The 18329-nt window shown below is 55.7% G+C and carries 17 protein-coding genes, 3 tRNA genes and 3 pseudogenes; 18 read left to right on the top strand and 5 right to left on the bottom strand.

Going from position 1 to position 18329, the window contains the following annotated elements:
• Positions 1-26 precede the first annotated feature (26 nt).
• From R3F50_16465 to R3F50_16515, 11 genes are all read left to right on the top strand, one after another.
• On the top strand, positions 27-221 hold the full coding sequence (locus tag R3F50_16465) for a Trm112 family protein (GenBank protein ID MEZ5491890.1): 195 nt from the start codon (positions 27-29) through the stop codon (positions 219-221).
• Entirely contained in the window at positions 218-967 is a 750-nt protein-coding gene (gene kdsB, locus R3F50_16470; GenBank protein ID MEZ5491891.1) for a 3-deoxy-manno-octulosonate cytidylyltransferase, read from the top strand. Before R3F50_16465 ends, kdsB begins: the two co-directional genes overlap by 4 nt.
• Positions 964-1479 carry a low molecular weight protein-tyrosine-phosphatase gene (locus R3F50_16475; GenBank protein MEZ5491892.1) on the top strand — a complete coding sequence of 172 codons (516 nt, stop codon included), beginning with the start codon at positions 964-966 and terminating at the stop codon, positions 1477-1479. Before kdsB ends, R3F50_16475 begins: the two co-directional genes overlap by 4 nt.
• Before the next feature lie 61 nt (positions 1480-1540).
• Complete coding sequence (gene murB, locus R3F50_16480) at positions 1541-2566, top strand: UDP-N-acetylmuramate dehydrogenase (GenBank protein MEZ5491893.1); 1026 nt, start codon at positions 1541-1543, stop codon at positions 2564-2566.
• 267 nt (positions 2567-2833) lie between these two features.
• Positions 2834-3571 (top strand): response regulator, encoded by a 738-nt coding sequence (locus tag R3F50_16485; GenBank protein MEZ5491894.1) that lies wholly within the window; start codon positions 2834-2836, stop codon positions 3569-3571.
• Between the two features lie 145 nt (positions 3572-3716).
• Positions 3717-5591, top strand: a complete 1875-nt coding sequence (uvrC, locus tag R3F50_16490; GenBank protein ID MEZ5491895.1) for an excinuclease ABC subunit UvrC — start codon at positions 3717-3719, stop codon at positions 5589-5591.
• Positions 5592-5606: 15 nt separating this feature from the next.
• Positions 5607-6185: a CDP-diacylglycerol--glycerol-3-phosphate 3-phosphatidyltransferase gene (gene pgsA / locus R3F50_16495; protein ID MEZ5491896.1), complete on the top strand. Its 579-nt coding sequence runs from the start codon at positions 5607-5609 to the stop codon at positions 6183-6185.
• Between the two features lie 81 nt (positions 6186-6266).
• Positions 6267-6342: transfer RNA gene (locus R3F50_16500), tRNA-Gly, on the top strand.
• A gap of 201 nt (positions 6343-6543) precedes the next feature.
• Positions 6544-6617, top strand: a tRNA-Cys gene (locus tag R3F50_16505).
• A gap of 240 nt (positions 6618-6857) precedes the next feature.
• Positions 6858-6944, top strand: a tRNA-Leu gene (locus R3F50_16510).
• A 176-nt stretch (positions 6945-7120) separates the two neighbouring features.
• Entirely contained in the window at positions 7121-8107 is a 987-nt protein-coding gene (locus tag R3F50_16515; protein ID MEZ5491897.1) for a site-specific integrase, read from the top strand.
• Here R3F50_16515 and R3F50_16520 read toward each other — a convergent pair.
• Positions 8104-8370 (bottom strand): hypothetical protein, encoded by a 267-nt coding sequence (locus tag R3F50_16520; GenBank protein ID MEZ5491898.1) that lies wholly within the window; start codon positions 8368-8370, stop codon positions 8104-8106. The two genes, R3F50_16515 and R3F50_16520, sit on opposite strands and share 4 nt — an antisense overlap.
• Before the next feature lie 169 nt (positions 8371-8539).
• Between R3F50_16520 and R3F50_16525 the strand changes: the two genes are divergently transcribed.
• The 7 genes and pseudogenes from R3F50_16525 (at position 8540) to R3F50_16555 (ending at position 14029) form a co-directional block, all read left to right on the top strand.
• Positions 8540-8791, top strand: a complete 252-nt coding sequence (locus R3F50_16525; GenBank protein ID MEZ5491899.1) for a hypothetical protein — start codon at positions 8540-8542, stop codon at positions 8789-8791.
• Complete coding sequence (locus R3F50_16530; GenBank protein ID MEZ5491900.1) at positions 8788-9501, top strand: hypothetical protein; 714 nt, start codon at positions 8788-8790, stop codon at positions 9499-9501. The genes R3F50_16525 and R3F50_16530 overlap by 4 nt, the downstream gene beginning before the upstream one ends.
• A 962-nt stretch (positions 9502-10463) precedes the next feature.
• Positions 10464-11249: a type IV toxin-antitoxin system AbiEi family antitoxin domain-containing protein gene (locus R3F50_16535; protein ID MEZ5491901.1), complete on the top strand. Its 786-nt coding sequence runs from the start codon at positions 10464-10466 to the stop codon at positions 11247-11249.
• Between the two features lie 7 nt (positions 11250-11256).
• A complete protein-coding gene (locus R3F50_16540) occupies positions 11257-11787 on the top strand; it encodes a nucleotidyl transferase AbiEii/AbiGii toxin family protein (protein ID MEZ5491902.1) in 531 nt (176 codons plus the stop codon).
• A gap of 20 nt (positions 11788-11807) precedes the next feature.
• Entirely contained in the window at positions 11808-12296 is a 489-nt protein-coding gene (locus R3F50_16545) for a hypothetical protein (GenBank protein ID MEZ5491903.1), read from the top strand.
• Positions 12297-12324: 28 nt separating this feature from the next.
• Positions 12325-12504, top strand: coding sequence for a hypothetical protein (locus tag R3F50_16550; protein MEZ5491904.1), 180 nt, complete (start codon positions 12325-12327; stop codon positions 12502-12504).
• 96 nt (positions 12505-12600) lie between these two features.
• Positions 12601-14029: pseudogene (locus R3F50_16555) on the top strand (transposase).
• A 502-nt stretch (positions 14030-14531) separates the two neighbouring features.
• Here R3F50_16555 and R3F50_16560 read toward each other — a convergent pair.
• From R3F50_16560 to R3F50_16575, 4 genes and pseudogenes are all read right to left on the bottom strand, one after another.
• Positions 14532-15550: pseudogene (locus tag R3F50_16560) on the bottom strand (IS3 family transposase).
• Positions 15551-15605: 55 nt separating this feature from the next.
• On the bottom strand, positions 15606-16817 hold the full coding sequence (locus tag R3F50_16565) for an IS256 family transposase (protein MEZ5491905.1): 1212 nt from the start codon (positions 16815-16817) through the stop codon (positions 15606-15608).
• Between the two features lie 103 nt (positions 16818-16920).
• Positions 16921-17013, bottom strand: a pseudogene (locus tag R3F50_16570) (transposase).
• A gap of 480 nt (positions 17014-17493) precedes the next feature.
• Positions 17494-18267, bottom strand: coding sequence for a hypothetical protein (locus R3F50_16575; protein ID MEZ5491906.1), 774 nt, complete (start codon positions 18265-18267; stop codon positions 17494-17496).
• Between the last annotated feature and the right edge of the window lie 62 nt (positions 18268-18329).

Genomic DNA, 18329 nt, shown 5'->3' on the forward strand with positions numbered 1-18329 from the left:
ACCAAGCGAGTAGCTGGATTGTCCCTATGAGTCTTGATCACAAATTACTGGGAGTTCTGGTTTGCCCGATCTGCAAGGGCGAACTGATTTACGACCGTGAGGCAGCAGAATTGATCTGCCGACCCGACCGGCTTGCCTATCCCATTCGCGACGATATACCGGTGATGCTGAGCGATGAAGCCCGGCCTCTGAGCGAACAAGAATACGAGAAATACCAGTGAAATTTACCGTTGTTATTCCGGCCCGGTTCGGTGCCACCCGTCTACCCGGCAAGCCGCTGATGGATCTTAATGGCAAACCGATGGTGCAACATGTTTACGAGCGGGCGCTGGCAAGTGATGCCCACGGGGTTTATGTGGCCACCGATGATGAGCGAATACAGGCGGCAGTCGAGGCCTTCGGCGGCCAGGTGCTGATGACCGGGAGCGAGCACCGGTCCGGAACCGATCGCATTCATGAAGTGGCTGTCAGGCTGGGGCTGGACGACGATGAAATCATGGTCAATGTGCAGGGCGACGAGCCCCTGATTCCACCCGCGGCGATCAACCAGGTAGCAGCAAACCTGGTTCACAATCCCCAGGCAGGCATCGCCTCACTCTACGAAACGGTGTCGGACCAGGGGGAAATCAATGATCCCCATGCGGTAAAAGTGGTGGTGGACAGCGAGGGTTTCGCCCTGTATTTCAGCCGCGCCACCATTCCTTACGGTAGCAGCGTGCTGGCGAAGAACTGCCTGCGCCACATCGGCATCTACGGTTACCGGGTTCAGACCCTCAAGCATTTTGTTGCCTGGCCGCCAGGACAGCTGGAAGTGCAGGAAAAGCTGGAACAACTGCGGGCGCTCTATAACGGTGTAAAGATACACATGGCGCCTGCCTGCCAGAAGGTGCCCGGAGGCATCGACACCGAACGGGATCTGCAGATTGTGCGTAAACTGCTGGCCGAGATCGGTCCGGCCATATCATGAGCGAGGGTCAGTTCCCCCTGAACAGTCAGGATGGCAAAGTACGGGTGTTGATGGTGTGCCTCGGCAATATCTGCCGCTCGCCGACTGCCCACGGTGTTTTTCAACGGCGGTTAGAGAAGCGAGCCCTGCAGGACAGGATTCTGGTTGATTCGGCGGGTACCGGGAGCTGGCATATCGGTTCGTCGCCGGATCGTAGAGCCGCGGCGGCAGCCGCGGGGCGAGGGTACACGCTGGAGCACCTGAAGGCGCGGCAGGTGGAAGATGCTGATTTCTATCAGTTTGATTACCTGCTGGCCATGGACCACGACAACCTGGCCGCGCTGGAAGCAAAACGGCCCCATAACACGGATTGCCACATCGAGCTGTTATTGGAATATTCCGACCGTAACGAGCGCGCCGTGCCGGATCCTTATTACAGCGGCGGCGACGGGTTCGAGCTGGTGCTGGATATGGTCGAGGAGGCGTCGGAGCGGCTTCTGGATGCACTGGTCAATCGCCACCTGAGCGTCTGACCCGGCCAGTCTGGCGCACCAGACGGAGCCTCCTGACCGCGACCTGGGACTACCGCGAAACATGCAGATTCTCACGGATTTTGATCTCACCCCCTACAACACGTTTGCCGTGTCCTGCCGGGCTTACGCCTTCTGCGAGGTATTCGACAGCAGCAGCCTGCGGCGGGCGCTGGACTATGCCAGCGCCGAGAGTCTGCCGGTACTGGTGCTCGGCGGCGGCAGCAACGTTCTGTTCAGTGACGACTACCCGGGCCTGGTCATAAGGATGGGGATCCCCGGCATCGAGCTGATCGAGGAGGACGGAGATCAGGTGCAGGTGCGGGCAGGAGCCGGTGAAAACTGGCATCAGCTGGTCATGCATTGCCTTATAAATGGCTTCTATGGCCTTGAAAATATGGTATTAATTCCTGGTACGACCGGCGCAGCTCCGATCCAGAACATCGGTGCCTACGGGGTTGAGCTGTCCCGCTTTCTGGTCAATCTGACTGCCCTTGAAGTCAATTCCGGCGAACTCTGGACCTTCGACAGGGAGGCCTGTCAGTTCGGCTACCGGGACAGCGTTTTCAAACACTGCCGACCCGGGGAACTGATCATAACGTCCGTCACACTGCAGTTGAGCCGCACAGCCGCCCCGGAGACTGGCTATCAGGCCTTGCAGGAAGAACTGCAACGCCGGCAGGCCGGCACCGAGCCTGATCCGCTGCTGGTCGCCCAGGCCGTGATGGCGATCCGCCAGAGCAAGCTGCCGGATCCGGCGCTGTTACCTAACTGCGGCAGTTTCTTTAAAAACCCGGTAGTCGACGAGGCAACCTGTCAGGCGCTGGAAGGCCGGTTCGGTGAGGTACCGGTTTTCCCGCTACCGGAGCAGCCAGGCTACGTGAAAGTTCCCGCGGCCTGGTTGCTGGATCGGGCAGGCTGGAAGGGGCAGCGGCGCGGCGCGGCCGGGGTACACCGCAATCAGGCGGTGGTGCTGGTCAACTACGGGGGTGCCACTGGCGCCGAGTTACTGGCGCTCGCCAGGGATATGCAGCGGTCCGTGGCCGAGGAGTATGGTATTTCCCTGGAACCTGAAGTACGTATCATCTGATGAATCAGAAGCAGAAGTCTCTGAAGGCCAGAGCATTGCGGTAATTAATCAGCAGCTCCTTAAGGCATCAGGGGAAATTACCGATAGTAAGGAAGTGCCATTGAAATTGTCTGTTGCCCTGTGGCGTGCTACTGTCTGAGATCGTCGGAGTATCGACTAATCCCGGGTCGTGGTCCGGAACGCCGGGAGCAGTGCAGGGAACGGAACGGTGTCGGCAAGGCAGGGATGTCGTGTTTATAACAACGATTAAAACCCTCGGGAAAAACCATGCAAACAACTGAATCTAGTGACGAAATGCAGGAACCTGCGCGTATCAGAGTGCTGCTGGTCGATGACCACAAACTGCTGACCCAGGGCATAGCCCGCCTGCTTGGCGATGAGCCCGACATGGAAGTGGCCGGCTGCGCCGAGAGCGGCGAACAGGCACTGGAAATGCTCGCTACCATGCTGCCCGATGTGATCCTGATGGACGTTAAAATGCCCGGGATCGGTGGTATTGAGGCGACTCAGCGGATCATCGATCTGAATCCACTGGCGCGTGTGGTCGGTATGTCCTCCATTGACGTGGGGGTCATTCCCTCCCGTATGCTGGCGGCAGGCGCCCGGGCCTTTATTACCAAGAGTGGCGGTGTCGACGAACTACTGCACGCTATCCGCAAGGTACACGCGGGTCAGCACTACGTGACTCCTTCGGTAGCCACCAAGCTCGGTACCGATCCTTTTGCCAAGAAGAGTCGTGGCGGGATACGCCGGAAGATCCTGTTCGACCGGCTGTCCAAGCGGGAGCTGCAGATTGCCATGGCGCTGTCGGACGGCAGTAAGGTGAGTGCGATTGCCGAACTGCTGAACATCAGCCCCAAAACCGTGTATACCTATCGCTACCGCATCTTCGATAAACTGGGGATCAAGAGCGACGTGGAATTGACCATCCTCGCCATGAAGAACGGCGTGTGTGAAACCTCAGAGGACTATATCGAGTACGGCCAGCAACGCCAGCTGGGCTGAATGTCGAGTACCGAGCAGGGCTCCCGGTTGTTCACGACCGGGAGCCTTTTTGTTTCTGACGTATAATTCTCAGACCAGGACTTTGACAGACCCCGTGCCTGACGCCACGGGTTCAATCCAGCAGATGTTTGACTGATTCAGCCCCATGCCCGAAACGCCGCCAGCACACACCTTCGACCCCAAGGCTTTCCTGCGCACCCTGACGTCGCGACCCGGGGTATACAGGATGCTGGATGGGGATGGCAAAGTGCTGTACGTGGGAAAGGCCCGCAACCTGAAGAATCGGGTCGGCAGTTATTTCCGGGCCAGCGGCCTGACGACCAAAACCATGGCCATGGTCGACAAGGTGGCGGACATCGAGGTCACTATCACCGCCAGCGAGACCGAGGCACTGCTGCTGGAGCAGAGTCTCATCAAAACCCACCGCCCGGCCTACAACATCCAGTTGCGGGATGACAAATCCTACCCCTACATCCTGCTGACCGATTACGAGCAGTACCCACGGCTGGCCTTCTACCGGGGCAGCCGCAAGCGCAAGGGCTCACTGTACGGGCCCTACCCAAGCGCCCACGCCACCCGGGATACCCTGCAGATTCTGCAGAAAGTTTTCCGGGTGCGACAGTGTGAGGACAGCTATTTCAAAAACCGCTCCCGACCGTGTCTGCAATACCAGATCGAGCGTTGCACAGGCCCCTGTGTCGGGCTGATCAGCCCTGAAGATTACGCCCGGGATGTGCATTACTCGAAGATGTTCCTGGAGGGCAAGAGCAATGCACTGACGCGGGAGCTGTCAGAAAGTATGGAAAAGGCTGCCGAGGCGCTGGATTTTGAAAGAGCGGCGCGCCTGCGGGACCAGATCATAGACCTGCGACGGATCCAGGAGCAGCAGCATGTGGCCAACCAGGGAGCCGATGCCGATATTCTGGCAGCGTCCATTCAGTCGCCTTATTGCTGTGTCCACGTGATTTATGCGCGCGGTGGTCGAATCATCGGCAGCAAAAATTTTTATCCTAAAATCAAATTAGTAGAAAACGAAGCTCAGCTCATTTCTGAGTTTATCGGGCAATACTACCTGCGCGACCCTCAGTCCGGGCGAGCCCTGAACATTCCGGCGGAGCTGATCGTCAGCCACCCACCGGAAGACCGTCAGCAGCTGGCGGACGCGCTGGGCTATTGCGCCTCACGGAAGGTGAAAGTGATTCACCAGGTGCGTGGGCACCGGGCACGCTGGCTGGAGCTTGCCACCACCAATGCTGCCGCGGCATTGAGCAGTTATGTCAGCAACAAGCAGAATCTGCAGCAGCGCTTCCAGTTGCTGCAGGACGCCCTGAAACTGTCGGAAGTGCCTGAGCGGATCGAGTGCTTCGATATCAGCCACACCGGCGGCGAGAAAACTGTCGCCTCCTGTGTGGTCTTCGACGTCAATGGCCCGGTCAAGGCGGACTACCGGCGCTTCAACATCAGCGACGTGACCCCGGGCGACGACTACGGGGCCATGCTGCAGGCCCTGGACCGGCGTTTCGCCCGCCTGGCCAAGGGGGAGGCGGGGGGCATGGGCAAAGTACCCGACATCCTGCTGATCGACGGCGGCAAGGGGCAGCTGAAGATGGCCCTGGAAGCACTGGAGAAATTTCAGCTTCCCGGCATTACCCTGTTAGGCATTGCCAAAGGCATAAGCCGCCGGGCAGGGCAGGAAACCCTTTACCTCGCCGACAGCCAGGGCTACCTGAAAGAGGTGGCGCTGGTCACCGACTCGGCCGCACTGCACCTGCTGCAGCAGGTGCGGGATGAGGCGCATCGGTTCGCCATAACCGGCCACCGGGCCCGCCGGGAAAAAGCCCGGCGCCAGTCCAGTCTGGAGGAGATCCCCGGTCTGGGCCCGAAACGGCGCCGCGATCTGCTCAAACATTTCGGCGGACAGCAGGGTATTCAGCGCGCCAGTGAGGGGGACCTGGCCAAGGTACACGGCATCAGCAGAAAACTGGCAACAACCATCTATAGCCACCTGCATAATGACTAGGCATAATCTCATTCCATGTTCAATCTGGCCAACACAGTCACGCTGATTCGAGTCGCCCTGGTTCCGGTAGTGGTGGTGCTGTACCTCGCTCAGTTCCCGGGACACTACCTCTGGGCCGCCGGGGTATTCACCGCGGCCAGCATCAGCGACTGGCTGGACGGTTACCTGGCCCGTAAGCTGAATCAGACCTCGGCCTTTGGGGCCTTCCTGGACCCGGTGGCGGACAAGCTGCTGGTCGTGCTGACCCTGGTACTGCTGGTTGCCAACTATGCCACCGCCTGGTTCATACTGCCGGTCAGTATCATTGTCGGCCGCGAGATCCTGGTGTCCGCCCTGCGGGAATGGATGGCCAGCCGGGGGCAGCGTGATGCTGTGGCGGTGGCATTTGCCGGCAAGGTAAAAACCACGGTGCAGATGATCGCCATCATTATTCTGCTGGCCAGTGACCCGGCGGGACCGGTGCTGTACTGGCAGGCCGGTTATGTCCTTATTTACCTGGCCGCCGCCCTAAGTCTTTATTCCATGGCGATTTATTTTCGCGGCGCCTGGCCACATCTCGGTTCTGAGTCGGATAAAAACGAGGGTGCGGGCTGACCCCGTCACAAACTGCAACTTATGACTGCAAAGTATCTTGACTTCAAAGGCTTACGCAGTAGAATAGGCGCCCTTGATAAAGCGGGAATAGCTCAGTTGGTAGAGCACGACCTTGCCAAGGTCGGGGTCGCGAGTTCGAATCTCGTTTCCCGCTCCAATTCCACCACCCATCTCAGCCAGCAGGATCCTTTCTCATGAATGGTAGCCAGGTCAGAAACATTGGCCGGGGCTGAACGATGGGTTGTAATCGCGCTTCAATAAGCGGGAAGAAATCAACAAGCACGAACAACCAACAAGAAATCAACGAGCTCACACAAAGCACAGAATAGAAAACAAGATTAACCAATAACGATTCCACGGCTGGGTGGCAGAGTGGTCATGCAGCGGACTGCAACTCCGTTAACGCCGGTTCGATTCCGACCCCAGCCTCCATTTTCACTTTACTCTGCATCGAAGCCCAAACCCTCGCAACAACCACCAGGCCTGCCGACTCCTCAAAGTCATCGGTCTAAGACGTAAAGTGAAAACCCGGCGTAGCCGCAGGCGAAGCGGGGTAACTGAAACACATCCAGCCATCCCCTCAGTCCCCGGGTGGTGTAGAACTGATCAACGGGAAGGAACCCAAGCGTTACCTTCCCGACTCAGGGGCATGAAGAAGTCCATCCTTTCTAAGCCCGGGTGGCGAAATTGGTAGACGCAAGGGACTTAAAATCCCTCGGAGGAAACTCCGTACCGGTTCGATTCCGGTCCCGGGCACCATTATATAAAATCAACAATTGCGCTTCTTGCCGCTTTTTAACATTTCATGCGTTAAAACAATTAGTTAGCACGAAATCCAATTTTTCATTCAGTACGTTAACCCTCTTTTTCCCGCTTGTTGTATGATTCCTTTACGCCAAATATACGCCATTGGCGTAAATCGAAGGGGATCGCGTATGGCTACATTCAGAAAACGGAGCGGCGGCTGGCGTGCCGAGGTGTGCATCAAGGGCACGCGCACATCGGCGACATTCACCACCAAGCGGGAAGCCCAGGCCTGGGCTGCGCAGGAAGAGACCAGGTTGCGGGAAGACTCCGCCGGCAAGATCCCGAACAAGCCGTTCCGCGATATGCTTGAACGTTATAGCCGAGAGGTCAGCATTCAAAAGCGCGGCGGCGCGCGAGAGCAGAAGATGATCGCCGTCATTCTCCGCGATTCCGTCGCCGAGGTATCGCTGCGCATGCTCGCGCCGACCGATATCGCCGCCTGGCGAGATCGGCGCCTGAAGCAGGTCTCGGGTTCAACAGTGGAGCGGGAGATGACAATCCTCTCGCATGCCTGTTCGGTGGCGCGTCGCGAGTGGGGATGGCTGCGCGTCAACCCGGTCAGCGATGTGAGGCGGCCGCCACCCACGGCGGCGCGCACCCGGCGGCCGACAACAGAAGAAACAGAAAAGCTACTGCATGCACTGGGGTATTCATCGGAAGCACCACCGGAGACGGCATCGGCACGTGTTGGCGCGGCCTATCTCTTCGCCATCGAGACGGCGATGCGCGCGGGAGAGATCTGCGGTCTGGAGTGGCAGCATGTCAATGATCGGCATGTGCATTTGCCGCTGACAAAGAATGGCTATGCACGGGATGTACCGTTGTCGGCCGAGGCGCGTCGTATCATCGCGCAGCTACGATCCTTGAATGGGGAGGAGGGCGCTGTGTTCGGTGTATCAACGGCCAGCCTGGATGCCCTGTTTCGCAAGGCTAAAGCCCGCGCGCTCATTGAAGACCTGCATTTTCATGACACGCGCCGCGAGGCGCTCACCAGGCTGTCGAAGGTGTTCGATGTGATGGAGCTTGCCCGCATCAGCGGGCACCGCGATCTGCGGGTGTTGCAGAATGTGTATTACGCGCCCTCGGTGAAAGACCTGGCCGCCAAACTTGACTAGGCGATGCGGTTTTCCTGGTGCTTCTCGGCCCAGGCGATCACCTCTTTAGCCTTCCACAACGGTTGCCCTCGGCCTTTACTGCCAGCGACCGGCAACCGGATGGCCTGCGGGAAACCGGGCAGGGCAGTGATGCGTTCACGCACAACCGCCTCGGAACGTTTCAGGTAAGCGGCGATCTCTTTAACGGACCACAAGTCCACTGTAATCGGAATTCGCGGGGACAGGTTGTTGATCGCATCCAGGAGCATTTCGATCTGATTCATTTTCGTGCCGCGTCGTCGTTGTTGCATCACATGCAGTGAAACTAACACTGTGTAATTTGCAAAATCAAAAATAAATGTTTACCGCACTGCTAAACATTATGTTCTGGCAAACGCATGCTGTGTTGTGCAATCTGATGTTTTCAAATCATGCACAAGGAGAAGACAGTTTATGCAAGCATCAGGAAACAAGCGCGCAGTAACACTGGAACATCAACTGGTCGAGCGCTTTGGATTGTTGATGTCGCCAGCACAACTGGCCGAGTTGCTGGGACGCTCCACGGGTGGCCTGCGTTACAGTCTGAGTTACCCCTGCGACCAGCAGACTCGATCACTCAAGGCCTGCGGTCGCAAGATCGGTCGACGTGTATATTACCCGGCCTCGGAGGTGGCAAGGATCATCCTCGGTAACGATGAAGCATGAGTAATACCATCATCCGTGCGCCACGGCGCTATCGTTTTGTAACGATCAATCAAGACGCTGTGGAAGATTCACGCCTGTCCTGGGCGGCGCGTGGCCTGCTTGGCTACCTGCTTTCCCGGCCGGATGACTGGAAGGTGCTCATCAAAGATCTGCAACGCCGCGGCGATTTAGGGCGCGACGGTATCTACAGGCTACTCAAGGAACTGCGCGAGACTGGTTATGTTCGATACGAACGTACTCGCGATGAGCAAGGTCGCATGCGTGGCGGGATTTACTATGTCCACGAGATACCGGATTCACCACATCCGGGTTCACCGGATATGGCCCAGTCAGATAAGGCCGCGCCGTGTCCGGTGAAGCCGGAAGCATTACCTAATACCGATAAAGACCTAAGCAGGACAACAACTACAATACCCACTGATACCTACGGCGGTAGTCGTCGTGAATTCGATCACGCCGGCGTGCTGTTTTCCCGCTGGTTGCCGGACGAATTGCGGGCACCCGCGACGCGCCAGGTCGCTGAGCTCAGCAGGCCGCTGGCGCAGATGGTGATCGATGAATGGACGGGCGCCATCGCAGCGGGAGCGATCCGCAGCTCGCCATTGGGCTATCTGCGCGCCCTGGTCCAACGCATGCAGCAGGGTGAGTTCACGCCCAAATACGCCGAACAGATTACGCAGGCACGCAAGGCCGGAGCGGTTCCACTGTAACCACAGCGCGAACAACCCTGTCTGCTCGACGGCCATGACAGGTCACAGACCTGGCGTGGGCGTTAAAGCGCTCGAAGCCCTCGTCACTGCTGAGCGATAGCGGGGTAGTGACGAGGGCGGCGGAGCCCGGAACGACAACGGCTTGCGCTGGAATTGATGCGTTCGGCGCGAATTCAGTCTGGCTATACTGGCGGCCATGTACCGCAGAGAGCTTCATACGCGGCCACGGCGGTAACGTGGATGGGGGAAGTTGCCCTCGCCATCTGAAATGGCAAAAACAACGACAGCGCCGCCAGAGCTTCAACGGCGCACAGCCTCGGCTGCAGCTCATCTTCAACGCTTCTTCAACCGTAGGACGTCGTCCTCGCTTCAATCTGGCAACCGCCACATCCATTCCGGCTGGCAATCAGCCGACTTTCGTCACGCCGTCACATCGACGGTTTCTTGCAACACGCGGACCGATGGTTCCGCTCATTAAAAAGGAGGTGAAAAATTCACCATCAACGAAGGCTCTTTGAGCCCATGGTTTACCCGGCACCATCTTCAACAGAAGAGCAGCCAGGTTGCCTGCGACCAGGCTTATCAGGTCGAATGGGGAGTAGTGTCCCTTGACCCTTCCGCCTCGGCGGAACCAGTCAGGCTACGAGCCTGCGGTTGGTCATAAACACTTACCAGATTCGGAAAGTACACGATGAGAGACCTGAACTACCAATTGAAACAATTGTGCAAACGCAACCGCGATGGCAGTTACAGCACGCAAGCTAATCGCTTCCGAGAACAGATAAGCGCTGTTTATTTAAGGCGGTGACAGGCGAAACAATGGCTCAACGATGCGCCACATAGCATATTCATTAGTTATTTGGTTTATTACCATTCCTAATTAACAATAAAAATCTGTTAAATCAGCTTCAAAGTAAACTTCATGCTTGAGCCGGGTTTGTATTTAAGCTAGATTAACAAGCATGACTAGTGAGCCCCGCAGCAAATTAAACCGACTGCTTACCGCATGGCCTCAGGGGACTGTGGCGGTGTCGCGCTGGCTGGAGGCCAAGGGAGCCTACCAGCAACTGGTGCACGAGTATGAGAAAAGCGGCTGGATACGGCGCATCGGCCACGGTGCCTATGTGCGCGCCGGCGACAGCGTCGAGTGGTCCGGCGGCCTGCATGCCCTCCAGGCACAATTAAAGCTGCCCGTCCACGCCGGGGCCAAAACCGCATTGCAGCTGCAAGGGTATGGGCACTTCCTGCCGATGAGGAAGGGTGGGACCGTATCGCTGTTCGCCAGTCCCGGTACCCGCCTGCCTGCGTGGTTTCGGCAGTATGATTGGGGGGTGGCGCTTCGCTATACCACCACGACGCTGTTCGCCGACAATCCGGATACAGGCCTCACCAAAAAGGAATTGGCCAGCTATGCCATAACGATATCGGCACCCGAGCGCGCCATCATGGAAGTGCTGTATCTCGTTCCGGAGGAGGAATCCTTTGACGAGGCCGCCCTGCTCATGGAGGGGTTGACCACCTTGCGGCCGCGCCTGGTTCAGTCGCTGTTGGAACAATGCCGTTCGGTGAAGGTGAAGCGGCTGTTCATGGTGCTCGCGGAAGCCTGCAACCATGTCTGGGTCAAGAAACTGGACCTGTCGAAGGTAGACTTCGGCAAAGGCAAGCGCATGATCGTCAAAGGCGGACGGCTGGATTCCAAATACAACATCACCGTCCCGGATCCGGGACCCGGATGGGGGCATCGGTGAATTCGGCATGAAAGACAGTCCCTACTTCAAGCAGGCGCAACTCATGCTGCGGGTCATGCCCCATGTGACAGCCGAGGCGTGCTTTGCGTTGAAGGGCGGCACGGCGATCAACCTCTATGTGCGCGACATGCCGCGACTGTCGGTCGATATCAACCTGACGTATCTACTGCTGGAACCACGCGAGACAGCATTAGCAAACATTAGTGAAGCCTTGCAGCGTATCGCCGCCGCGATCCGAAGAACCGTGCCCGGCGCGACGGTGCAGGAGATCCGGGCAAGGGGAGCGGAGCATGTTGCCAAGTTAACCGTCCGCACGGCGGAAGTCACGATCAAGATCGAGCCGAATCTGGTACTCCGAGGCAGCGTGTTTTCACCCGTGGAGCGGGAGCTGAGCGAGCAGGCAGAGTTACTATTCGAGGCCTCGGCAACGGCCAGCACACTGGCCATGGCGGATCTATACGGCGGCAAACTGTGCGCTGCGCTGGATCGCCAGCATCCGCGCGACATCTTTTTCCAGGACGTTAGGAGGAAGATTTAACAAGAAGAGAGATTTTTCCCATGACTACAATATATTTACGGAAAGCTTCATTCATTCTTCTTTTTGCATTTGCATTGAGTGCGTGCGCCTCAAAGCCTATTAATCGACCCAATGCAGAAGCAATAGATTGGGAATTTATTCAATCTGTTGGAGGAGTTCGACTTGGTGATCCATATTCTAAAGATGGCCTGCGTTGGGTACCAGTTTTAGCTGATGTATCCGGTTCGCAAACTATTACTACAGTGCCAACTCTAAGCAACACTGGATTAGTTTGCTCAGCTGCAGTAACAGGCGGAACAGGAAATTTGGTCACCGGCATGAATGTGTGGTTAACAATCTACGTTGAACCAGAACCAGACATTCCTATTGTAGGATTATCAAGTCGTTGCAACGATATACCCTTGCCGCCAAATTTTAGTGCAGGCCCATATAGGGTGTACTACGAAGATAAGCCAAAAAACATAGTAAGTTTGAACAGCAGAGCAAATTTAATCGGGACTTTAAGATAATACTGAGTATTTACTTGTAGGCTCTCCCATGATCAGCAAAGCTCACAATGAGGCCTACCCGCATACCGTCAGTACTTTTTTCAAGCAGGAGGACCTCGAACGCAGCTTGGCCAAGCGCAAGGTGCGTGTCGATCCATTGACCAAGCCGATAGACCAGTCAGCCGGGCAACGAAGAAACAACCCGGGCGCTAGTCTACACTGGCAGTGACACCCTGTCGAAAAGGACGTCGACTTGCCGCTGCCAGCCACTTCGCCCGGCGGGTCCCTTCCCGCCGGGTCAGCACCCCGCTACCGGCGCCACCAGCCGGCCTTCCTCGCCCTCCGGGAAGCCGAAGGCCGACGCCTGCCCGACTACGTGCAGCAGGAGTTTACCGACTACCTCAGGTGCGGCCGCCTGGAACACGGCTTCCTAAGAGTCCGCTGCGAGAGCTGCCACCACGAGAAGCTGGTGGCCTTCCCCTGCAAGCGCAGGGGCTTCTGCCCCAGCTGCGGCGCCCGCCGAATGGTGGAGTGTGCCGCCCTGCTGGTGGACGAAGTCTTTCCCGTCAGACCGATCCGCCAGTGGGTGCTTACCGTCCCGTTCCCCCTGCGCTTCCTGTTCGCCGCCTACCCGGAACTGATGGGAACCGTACTGGGCATCGTGACCCGAGCCATCTCCACCCACCTGGCCCACCAGGCCGGACTGACCAGGCGTGAAGCTCACACCGGCGCAGTCACCCTGATCCAGCGCTTCGGCTCGGCCCTGAACCTGAACATTCACTTCCACATGCTGTTTCTGGACGGGGTGTATGCACAGGACGATGCCGGCCACTACGGCTTCCGTCGCACGCCACCTCCGACCGTCGAGCAGCTCCACGACCTGCTCCATGCCATCAGCCGGCGGGTGGCCCGCTTCCTGGAACGGCGGGGGATCCTGGAGCGGGATGCGCAGAACAGCTACCTGAGCCTGGAAGGCCTGGAGGAAGACCCACTCCAGGACCTTCACAGCCACTCGGTCACCTACCGGGTCGCCATCGGTCCGCAGAAGGGCCGCCAGGTGTTCTGCCTGCAGACCATTCCCCCAAAGCCGGAAGAGCAGCCCGAACACGCCCGGGTCGCCAAACTCAACGGCTTCCATGCTTCGCCTGCGGCTGCGCATGGCAGGCAATGCAGAGTTGTTCCAGAGCGGGCCTGCCGGGCAAAGTGCAGCGGAGACCGGCTGTGCCGCTACATCGCCCGCCCGGCGATCGCGGAGAAACGCCTGTCACTCACCCCCTAGCGGCAAGGTACGCTACGAGCTGAAGACGCCGTTCAGAAACGGTACCACCCACGTGATCTTCGAACCGTTGGACTTTGTTGCACGACTGGCCGCCCTGGTGCCGAAGTCAAGAGTCAACCTGACCCGCTTCCATGGGGTCTTCGCCCCCAACAGTAAACACCGGGTAGCCATCACGCCGTCGGGGCGGGGCAGGGGAAGCAACAAGAACAAGGACCGACTCCACCCGGATGACAGAACGCCTGCCGAACGCCACGCCGCCATGACATGGGCCCAGCGCCTGAAACGGGTCTTCCAGATCGACATCGAAACTTGCGAGCAGTGCCGGGGGCCGGTGAAGATCATCGCCTGCATCGAGGACCCGGCGGTGATCCGGCAGATTCTGGAACACTTGAGAAAGAAGGAGTCCGAAGACTCTCAGGCACCACTCCCGCCTGAACGAGCCCCTCCACAGAGCAGCCTGTTCGACGACGCCTGATTCACACAAGTAGAAAGAAGGAAAATTTACAGTCTGCCAAGGGGTGAGGTAAGCGTATTTGAAAGCGCCAGCTTTCTGCGCAACCGAACGACCCCAATCTGTGATTGGGGGCTGGAACGGCGGCCGGCGGCCCCTCGGTCCGGTGCCGGGATGCCTGCCTGTTTTCAATGCATCGGGGCTGATAAGCAGAGGATTTCCCGGGTTTTTCCGTCCAAATGGACGACCATGCATGAATCACTATGGCCTATCGACCACACACCTGGACATTGCCACCTGGACTGCCCTGGTTCAGAGATACCTTTTGTGCTTCTATAAGCCGGGTATACTGTACGAGTAAGATAAATTTGCGCGATCAATTATTTATTACTTTCGAGGTTTGAATGAGATAAGAGGGCGAAGCAATATCACAATAGTCACCTTTTCAGTAACGTTAATCGAGGCAGAGAGCGGTCTCATTTCAGGAGTAGCAGCGACGTTCCCCCATCCTCAGTAGCACCTGGCTTTAGAGTCCGGGGTTAACTGTATCTGCTTTTATAGCCAGTTGTCTTGCATAGGCTGCTGGCGTTAATCCTCCCAAAGCCCTTTTGGGTCTTTCTTCGTTGTACTCTCTGCGCCATGTTTCAATTACTACTCGCGCATGATGCAGGTTTAGAAACCAGTTCTCGTTCAAACATTCATCCCGCAGTCTGCCATTGAACGATTCAATGTAAGCATTCTGGTTGGGCTTTCCTGGCTCGATGAGGCAGTGCTTCACTCCGTGCAAATGGCACCAGCTCAACATGGCCCGGCTGCAAAATTCCTTGCCGTTGTCTGTCCTGATGACTTGGGGATAGCTGCGCTCCTGACAAATACGATCCAGGATCCGCGTCAGCATTTCTCCGCCAATGGCCCTCTCAACTACCAGAGCCACTGATTCGTGCGTGGCGTCGTCCACGGCAGCTAAACACTTGAGCACACGACCATCGGCACTGCGATCAAAGACAAAGTCCATTGACCAGACCTGATCTGCACCTTCCGGTCTCAATAAAGGCTGGCGATCGCCTATCGGGACTTTCTTCCGCTTGCGTCGCTTAATCTGCAATCCTTCTTCCGCGTACAGACGATCCACACGCTTATGGTTTACCAACAATCCCTCCTGCCTCAGCTTCAGATAGATCATCGGGGCACCATAGCGGCGGTGGCGCTGCGCTATGACTACTATGCGGGCTCTCAATGCTTGGTTGCGGTCTGGGGCAGGTTGATAACGGAACGCGCTGGCACTCATCCGGACAATCCCTAGCGCCCGGCGTTCACTCAACCCCTGGCAGACCATATGCCGCACCAGTTCTCGCCTGGCCGGTGCGGCTACCACTTTTTTCGTAGCGCATCCTTGATGACATCCCTTTCAAGCATTGTCTCCGCCAGTAGCTTCTTCAGGCGGGCGTTCTCGCTTTCCAGCTCTTTCAGGCGTTTGGCCTCGGACACGTTCATGCCACCAAACTTGCTGCGCCAGAGGTAGTAGCTGGCCTCGGAGAAGCCATGTGGTAGTGTCAAAAATGTTTCGCACTTTTTCTTCAGGGGCAGTCCCGGTTTTTGGTTAGGCTGCTGAGTGTATTGCTTCCTGATCCATCTCCCTCAGCAACTCCATGTTCATGTACTTGCGGGTTCCCCAAGACGTGGCAGAAACATGCCGAAGCCTAGCAGCCACCAGCATCAATGCAGAGTGACCATCCGGGAAAGCACCGACTACCTTGGTCCTGCGCCTAGCTTCCTTGAGCAGCCGTTCCATCGGATTGTTGGTCTTCAGCTTCAGCCAATGCTGCGGTGGATAAGCATAGTAGGTCAGAGTTTCATGAATTGAGTTCTCTACCAGCTCTGCTGCCACTTTGAGCTTCATCGCTTTTAATTTCTCAACGACATCCCTGGCCTTATTCTCAGCGGCCTCACGACTCTCCTGGGCGTGAATGGCCTTCAGCATGGCCGCTACCTCTCTGACCCTGCCACTAGGCACATGGGAGAATACATTGCGATAAAAATGAACAGCACAGCGTTGCCAGTCCGCGTCCGGATAGACCTCTGCAAGTGACTCGATCAGGCCCAGACAGGCATCTGAGATAAACAGCCTGACGCCTTTCAATCCGCGTTTCTTCAGCTCCTTGAGGAAGCCCAGCCAACCGGACTTGTCTTCCTTATGCCCCTCAGAGACGCCCAGAATGCGCCTGAAGCCGTCACTGTCTACACCAATGGCCGCCAGCACCGAGACATTCTTCACCTCGCCGCCCCAGCTGCGCTTGAGCACGATCCCGTCCAGATATACGTAGGCGAAATCCCCCTCAAGGGGCTGGCTACGCCAGCGTTCAATATGCTTATAGACCTTCTTGTTGAGATTGGAGACCGTGCCTGACGAAACCCGGGTGCCCCACAGCGCCTCAGTAATATCTTCCACGCGACGAACTGAAACCCCAGCCAGGTACATCTGCACAATGGCTTCCTCGATGGATATATCCCGGCGTCGATAGCGTTCAATTATTGCTGTCTCAAAGGTCTGCTTCCGCAATTTCGGCACCTTGATCTCGACTTCTCCGGCTTTCGTGTGGAGTTTCCGTTTGTAGCTACCGGCCCTGGAATCAATGCGGTCCGGGGAGTGCTCGTAACGCTGGGCATTGCAGAGATCATCAGCCTCAGCGTCAAGCATGGCATTCAATGTCTCTTCAACGGTTCCCCTAACCATCTCATCCAGATGGCCGCGGATCTCGCTCTCGTCGATACGTATCACCTTGCTCAAAGGTTTTGTGTTATCGTTTTTCATGGGTGGCTTCCTTATGGTCTGTACTGTGGTTTGGCGATTACAGTTTTAACAGACCGGGGCCACCCCCTTCAAAAAAATGTGCGAAAAATATTTTACGTTATCAGCCATGTTGTCGGCACAGTTCCTTGACTGGGATACCGGCATCAGCTTCCTGGAGGAAGCCAATAATCTGCTCTTCTGAAAATCGTTTTTTCACGTCCAATCTCCTTTGGTAGGGTATTGGACTCTAAATCGCGGCGCTACTCAATCTGGGGGGAACGTCGGCAGCATCGTTGATTGCCCTGTGGGTTCATTGGGCGGAAGAGAAGTGTGACATTCGAGTGCAAGACAGATTTAGTCTTGAAAATTAGAAACTTATTAGGCACTTCAGATTATATCGAAGATGTTAGGAGCTCCTCACTCTGGAGATTCATTTATAATAATCTAAGTAAAGACGAGTGAGATTTTCATTCCCCGACGGGAATTCGGGACAAAGTTGTAATACATCCAAGTTCTAGCCAACTCTGTGAAACAACCCAGCGCAAAGTAAGAATAATTAGATGAACTCTAGGCTTGAAAAGGACTAGTCACTAACAACCTAAATTCCATAGATAGGGTCTCTAACTTGGACTTAAAATTATTAACGTATAATTGATTAAGTGCATAGCATTAAAAGCAATTAAACTAAACACTGAGTTTAACTAGCTGCCGCCGCCCCAAAGAAGTATCCAACTATCATAGTCAGCAAATTGGTTAAGACTTCTGGAATCGAATAATCGGGATTCTCTGAATTTGTAACAACTAGATACGTAAAAAGAAAAACAAGCATCAGTGCAATCGCACCCGGAACTATATATATGAATATTTCTTTAGCAGCGTATCCTGCTTGTTTATTATTTTTCATTGACTCTGGAGAAATTTTTCCCTCCTTTTCGTATCGTTTTGACAGATAGGGCCGAACCTCCTGAACTAGCACCGTTGGTAAGATATTCCTTTTCTCCTGATATGCCAGAAATCCGGCATGAAGCCACTTAAGGTCATCGCAGTATTTAAGAATGTTTTCTAGGAAGTTTACATCCTCTACTGTTAGATCTACGGAATAAATTCTTTGGATAAAAAACCTCCTTAATATACCTTCGGACGCTTTGTGTAGATAAAAAAGGTCTTCATCCAATTTCCAATGGGAAGCGAGTACCAAATGACGTCTACAATCCTTTGCGACTTCCATAATTGCAGTCAGGTGCTTCTTTGTTAGTGGCTTCTGTTTTTCGATTAATATACGGATTTGCGTTAACACTTCCTTGTACCGTATTAAATTCAATTCATCGGACACAACTAGTTCAGAAAATACATCAGTCACTATTGGATTTGGATTCTCAGACTTTGAAATTCTAGCAGCTAGAAAACCTTTTCTAATGTTGAGTACTCCTAGAAAAAATGCGACGATTGCTAACCCGATTTCATATCCCATAGACGATGCTCCTGCATCTATACTCTGCAATAAACTAATAAAACTGAGGATTCCTATTAAAC

The organism is Gammaproteobacteria bacterium (assembly GCA_041395725.1).
GTDB lineage: Bacteria > Pseudomonadota > Gammaproteobacteria > Pseudomonadales > Pseudohongiellaceae > NORP240.

Excerpts from the sequence above, each read along its gene's own strand:
- R3F50_16525 (MEZ5491899.1), top strand. The coding sequence starts at position 8,540 with ATGCAAGCATCAGGAAACAAGCGCGCAGTAACACTGGAACATCAACTG.
- uvrC (MEZ5491895.1), top strand. The coding sequence starts at position 3,717 with ATGCCCGAAACGCCGCCAGCACACACCTTCGACCCCAAGGCTTTCCTG.
- murB (MEZ5491893.1), top strand. The coding sequence starts at position 1,541 with ATGCAGATTCTCACGGATTTTGATCTCACCCCCTACAACACGTTTGCC.
- R3F50_16530 (MEZ5491900.1), top strand. The coding sequence starts at position 8,788 with ATGAGTAATACCATCATCCGTGCGCCACGGCGCTATCGTTTTGTAACG.
- R3F50_16550 (MEZ5491904.1), top strand. The coding sequence starts at position 12,325 with ATGATCAGCAAAGCTCACAATGAGGCCTACCCGCATACCGTCAGTACT.
- R3F50_16475 (MEZ5491892.1), top strand. The coding sequence starts at position 964 with ATGAGCGAGGGTCAGTTCCCCCTGAACAGTCAGGATGGCAAAGTACGG.
- R3F50_16515 (MEZ5491897.1), top strand. The coding sequence starts at position 7,121 with ATGGCTACATTCAGAAAACGGAGCGGCGGCTGGCGTGCCGAGGTGTGC.
- R3F50_16465 (MEZ5491890.1), top strand. The coding sequence starts at position 27 with ATGAGTCTTGATCACAAATTACTGGGAGTTCTGGTTTGCCCGATCTGC.
- pgsA (MEZ5491896.1), top strand. The coding sequence starts at position 5,607 with ATGTTCAATCTGGCCAACACAGTCACGCTGATTCGAGTCGCCCTGGTT.
- R3F50_16540 (MEZ5491902.1), top strand. The coding sequence starts at position 11,257 with ATGAAAGACAGTCCCTACTTCAAGCAGGCGCAACTCATGCTGCGGGTC.
- R3F50_16520 (MEZ5491898.1), bottom strand. The coding sequence starts at position 8,370 with ATGAATCAGATCGAAATGCTCCTGGATGCGATCAACAACCTGTCCCCG.
- R3F50_16565 (MEZ5491905.1), bottom strand. The coding sequence starts at position 16,817 with ATGAAAAACGATAACACAAAACCTTTGAGCAAGGTGATACGTATCGAC.
- R3F50_16535 (MEZ5491901.1), top strand. The coding sequence starts at position 10,464 with ATGACTAGTGAGCCCCGCAGCAAATTAAACCGACTGCTTACCGCATGG.
- R3F50_16485 (MEZ5491894.1), top strand. The coding sequence starts at position 2,834 with ATGCAAACAACTGAATCTAGTGACGAAATGCAGGAACCTGCGCGTATC.
- R3F50_16545 (MEZ5491903.1), top strand. The coding sequence starts at position 11,808 with ATGACTACAATATATTTACGGAAAGCTTCATTCATTCTTCTTTTTGCA.
- R3F50_16575 (MEZ5491906.1), bottom strand. The coding sequence starts at position 18,267 with ATGGGATATGAAATCGGGTTAGCAATCGTCGCATTTTTTCTAGGAGTA.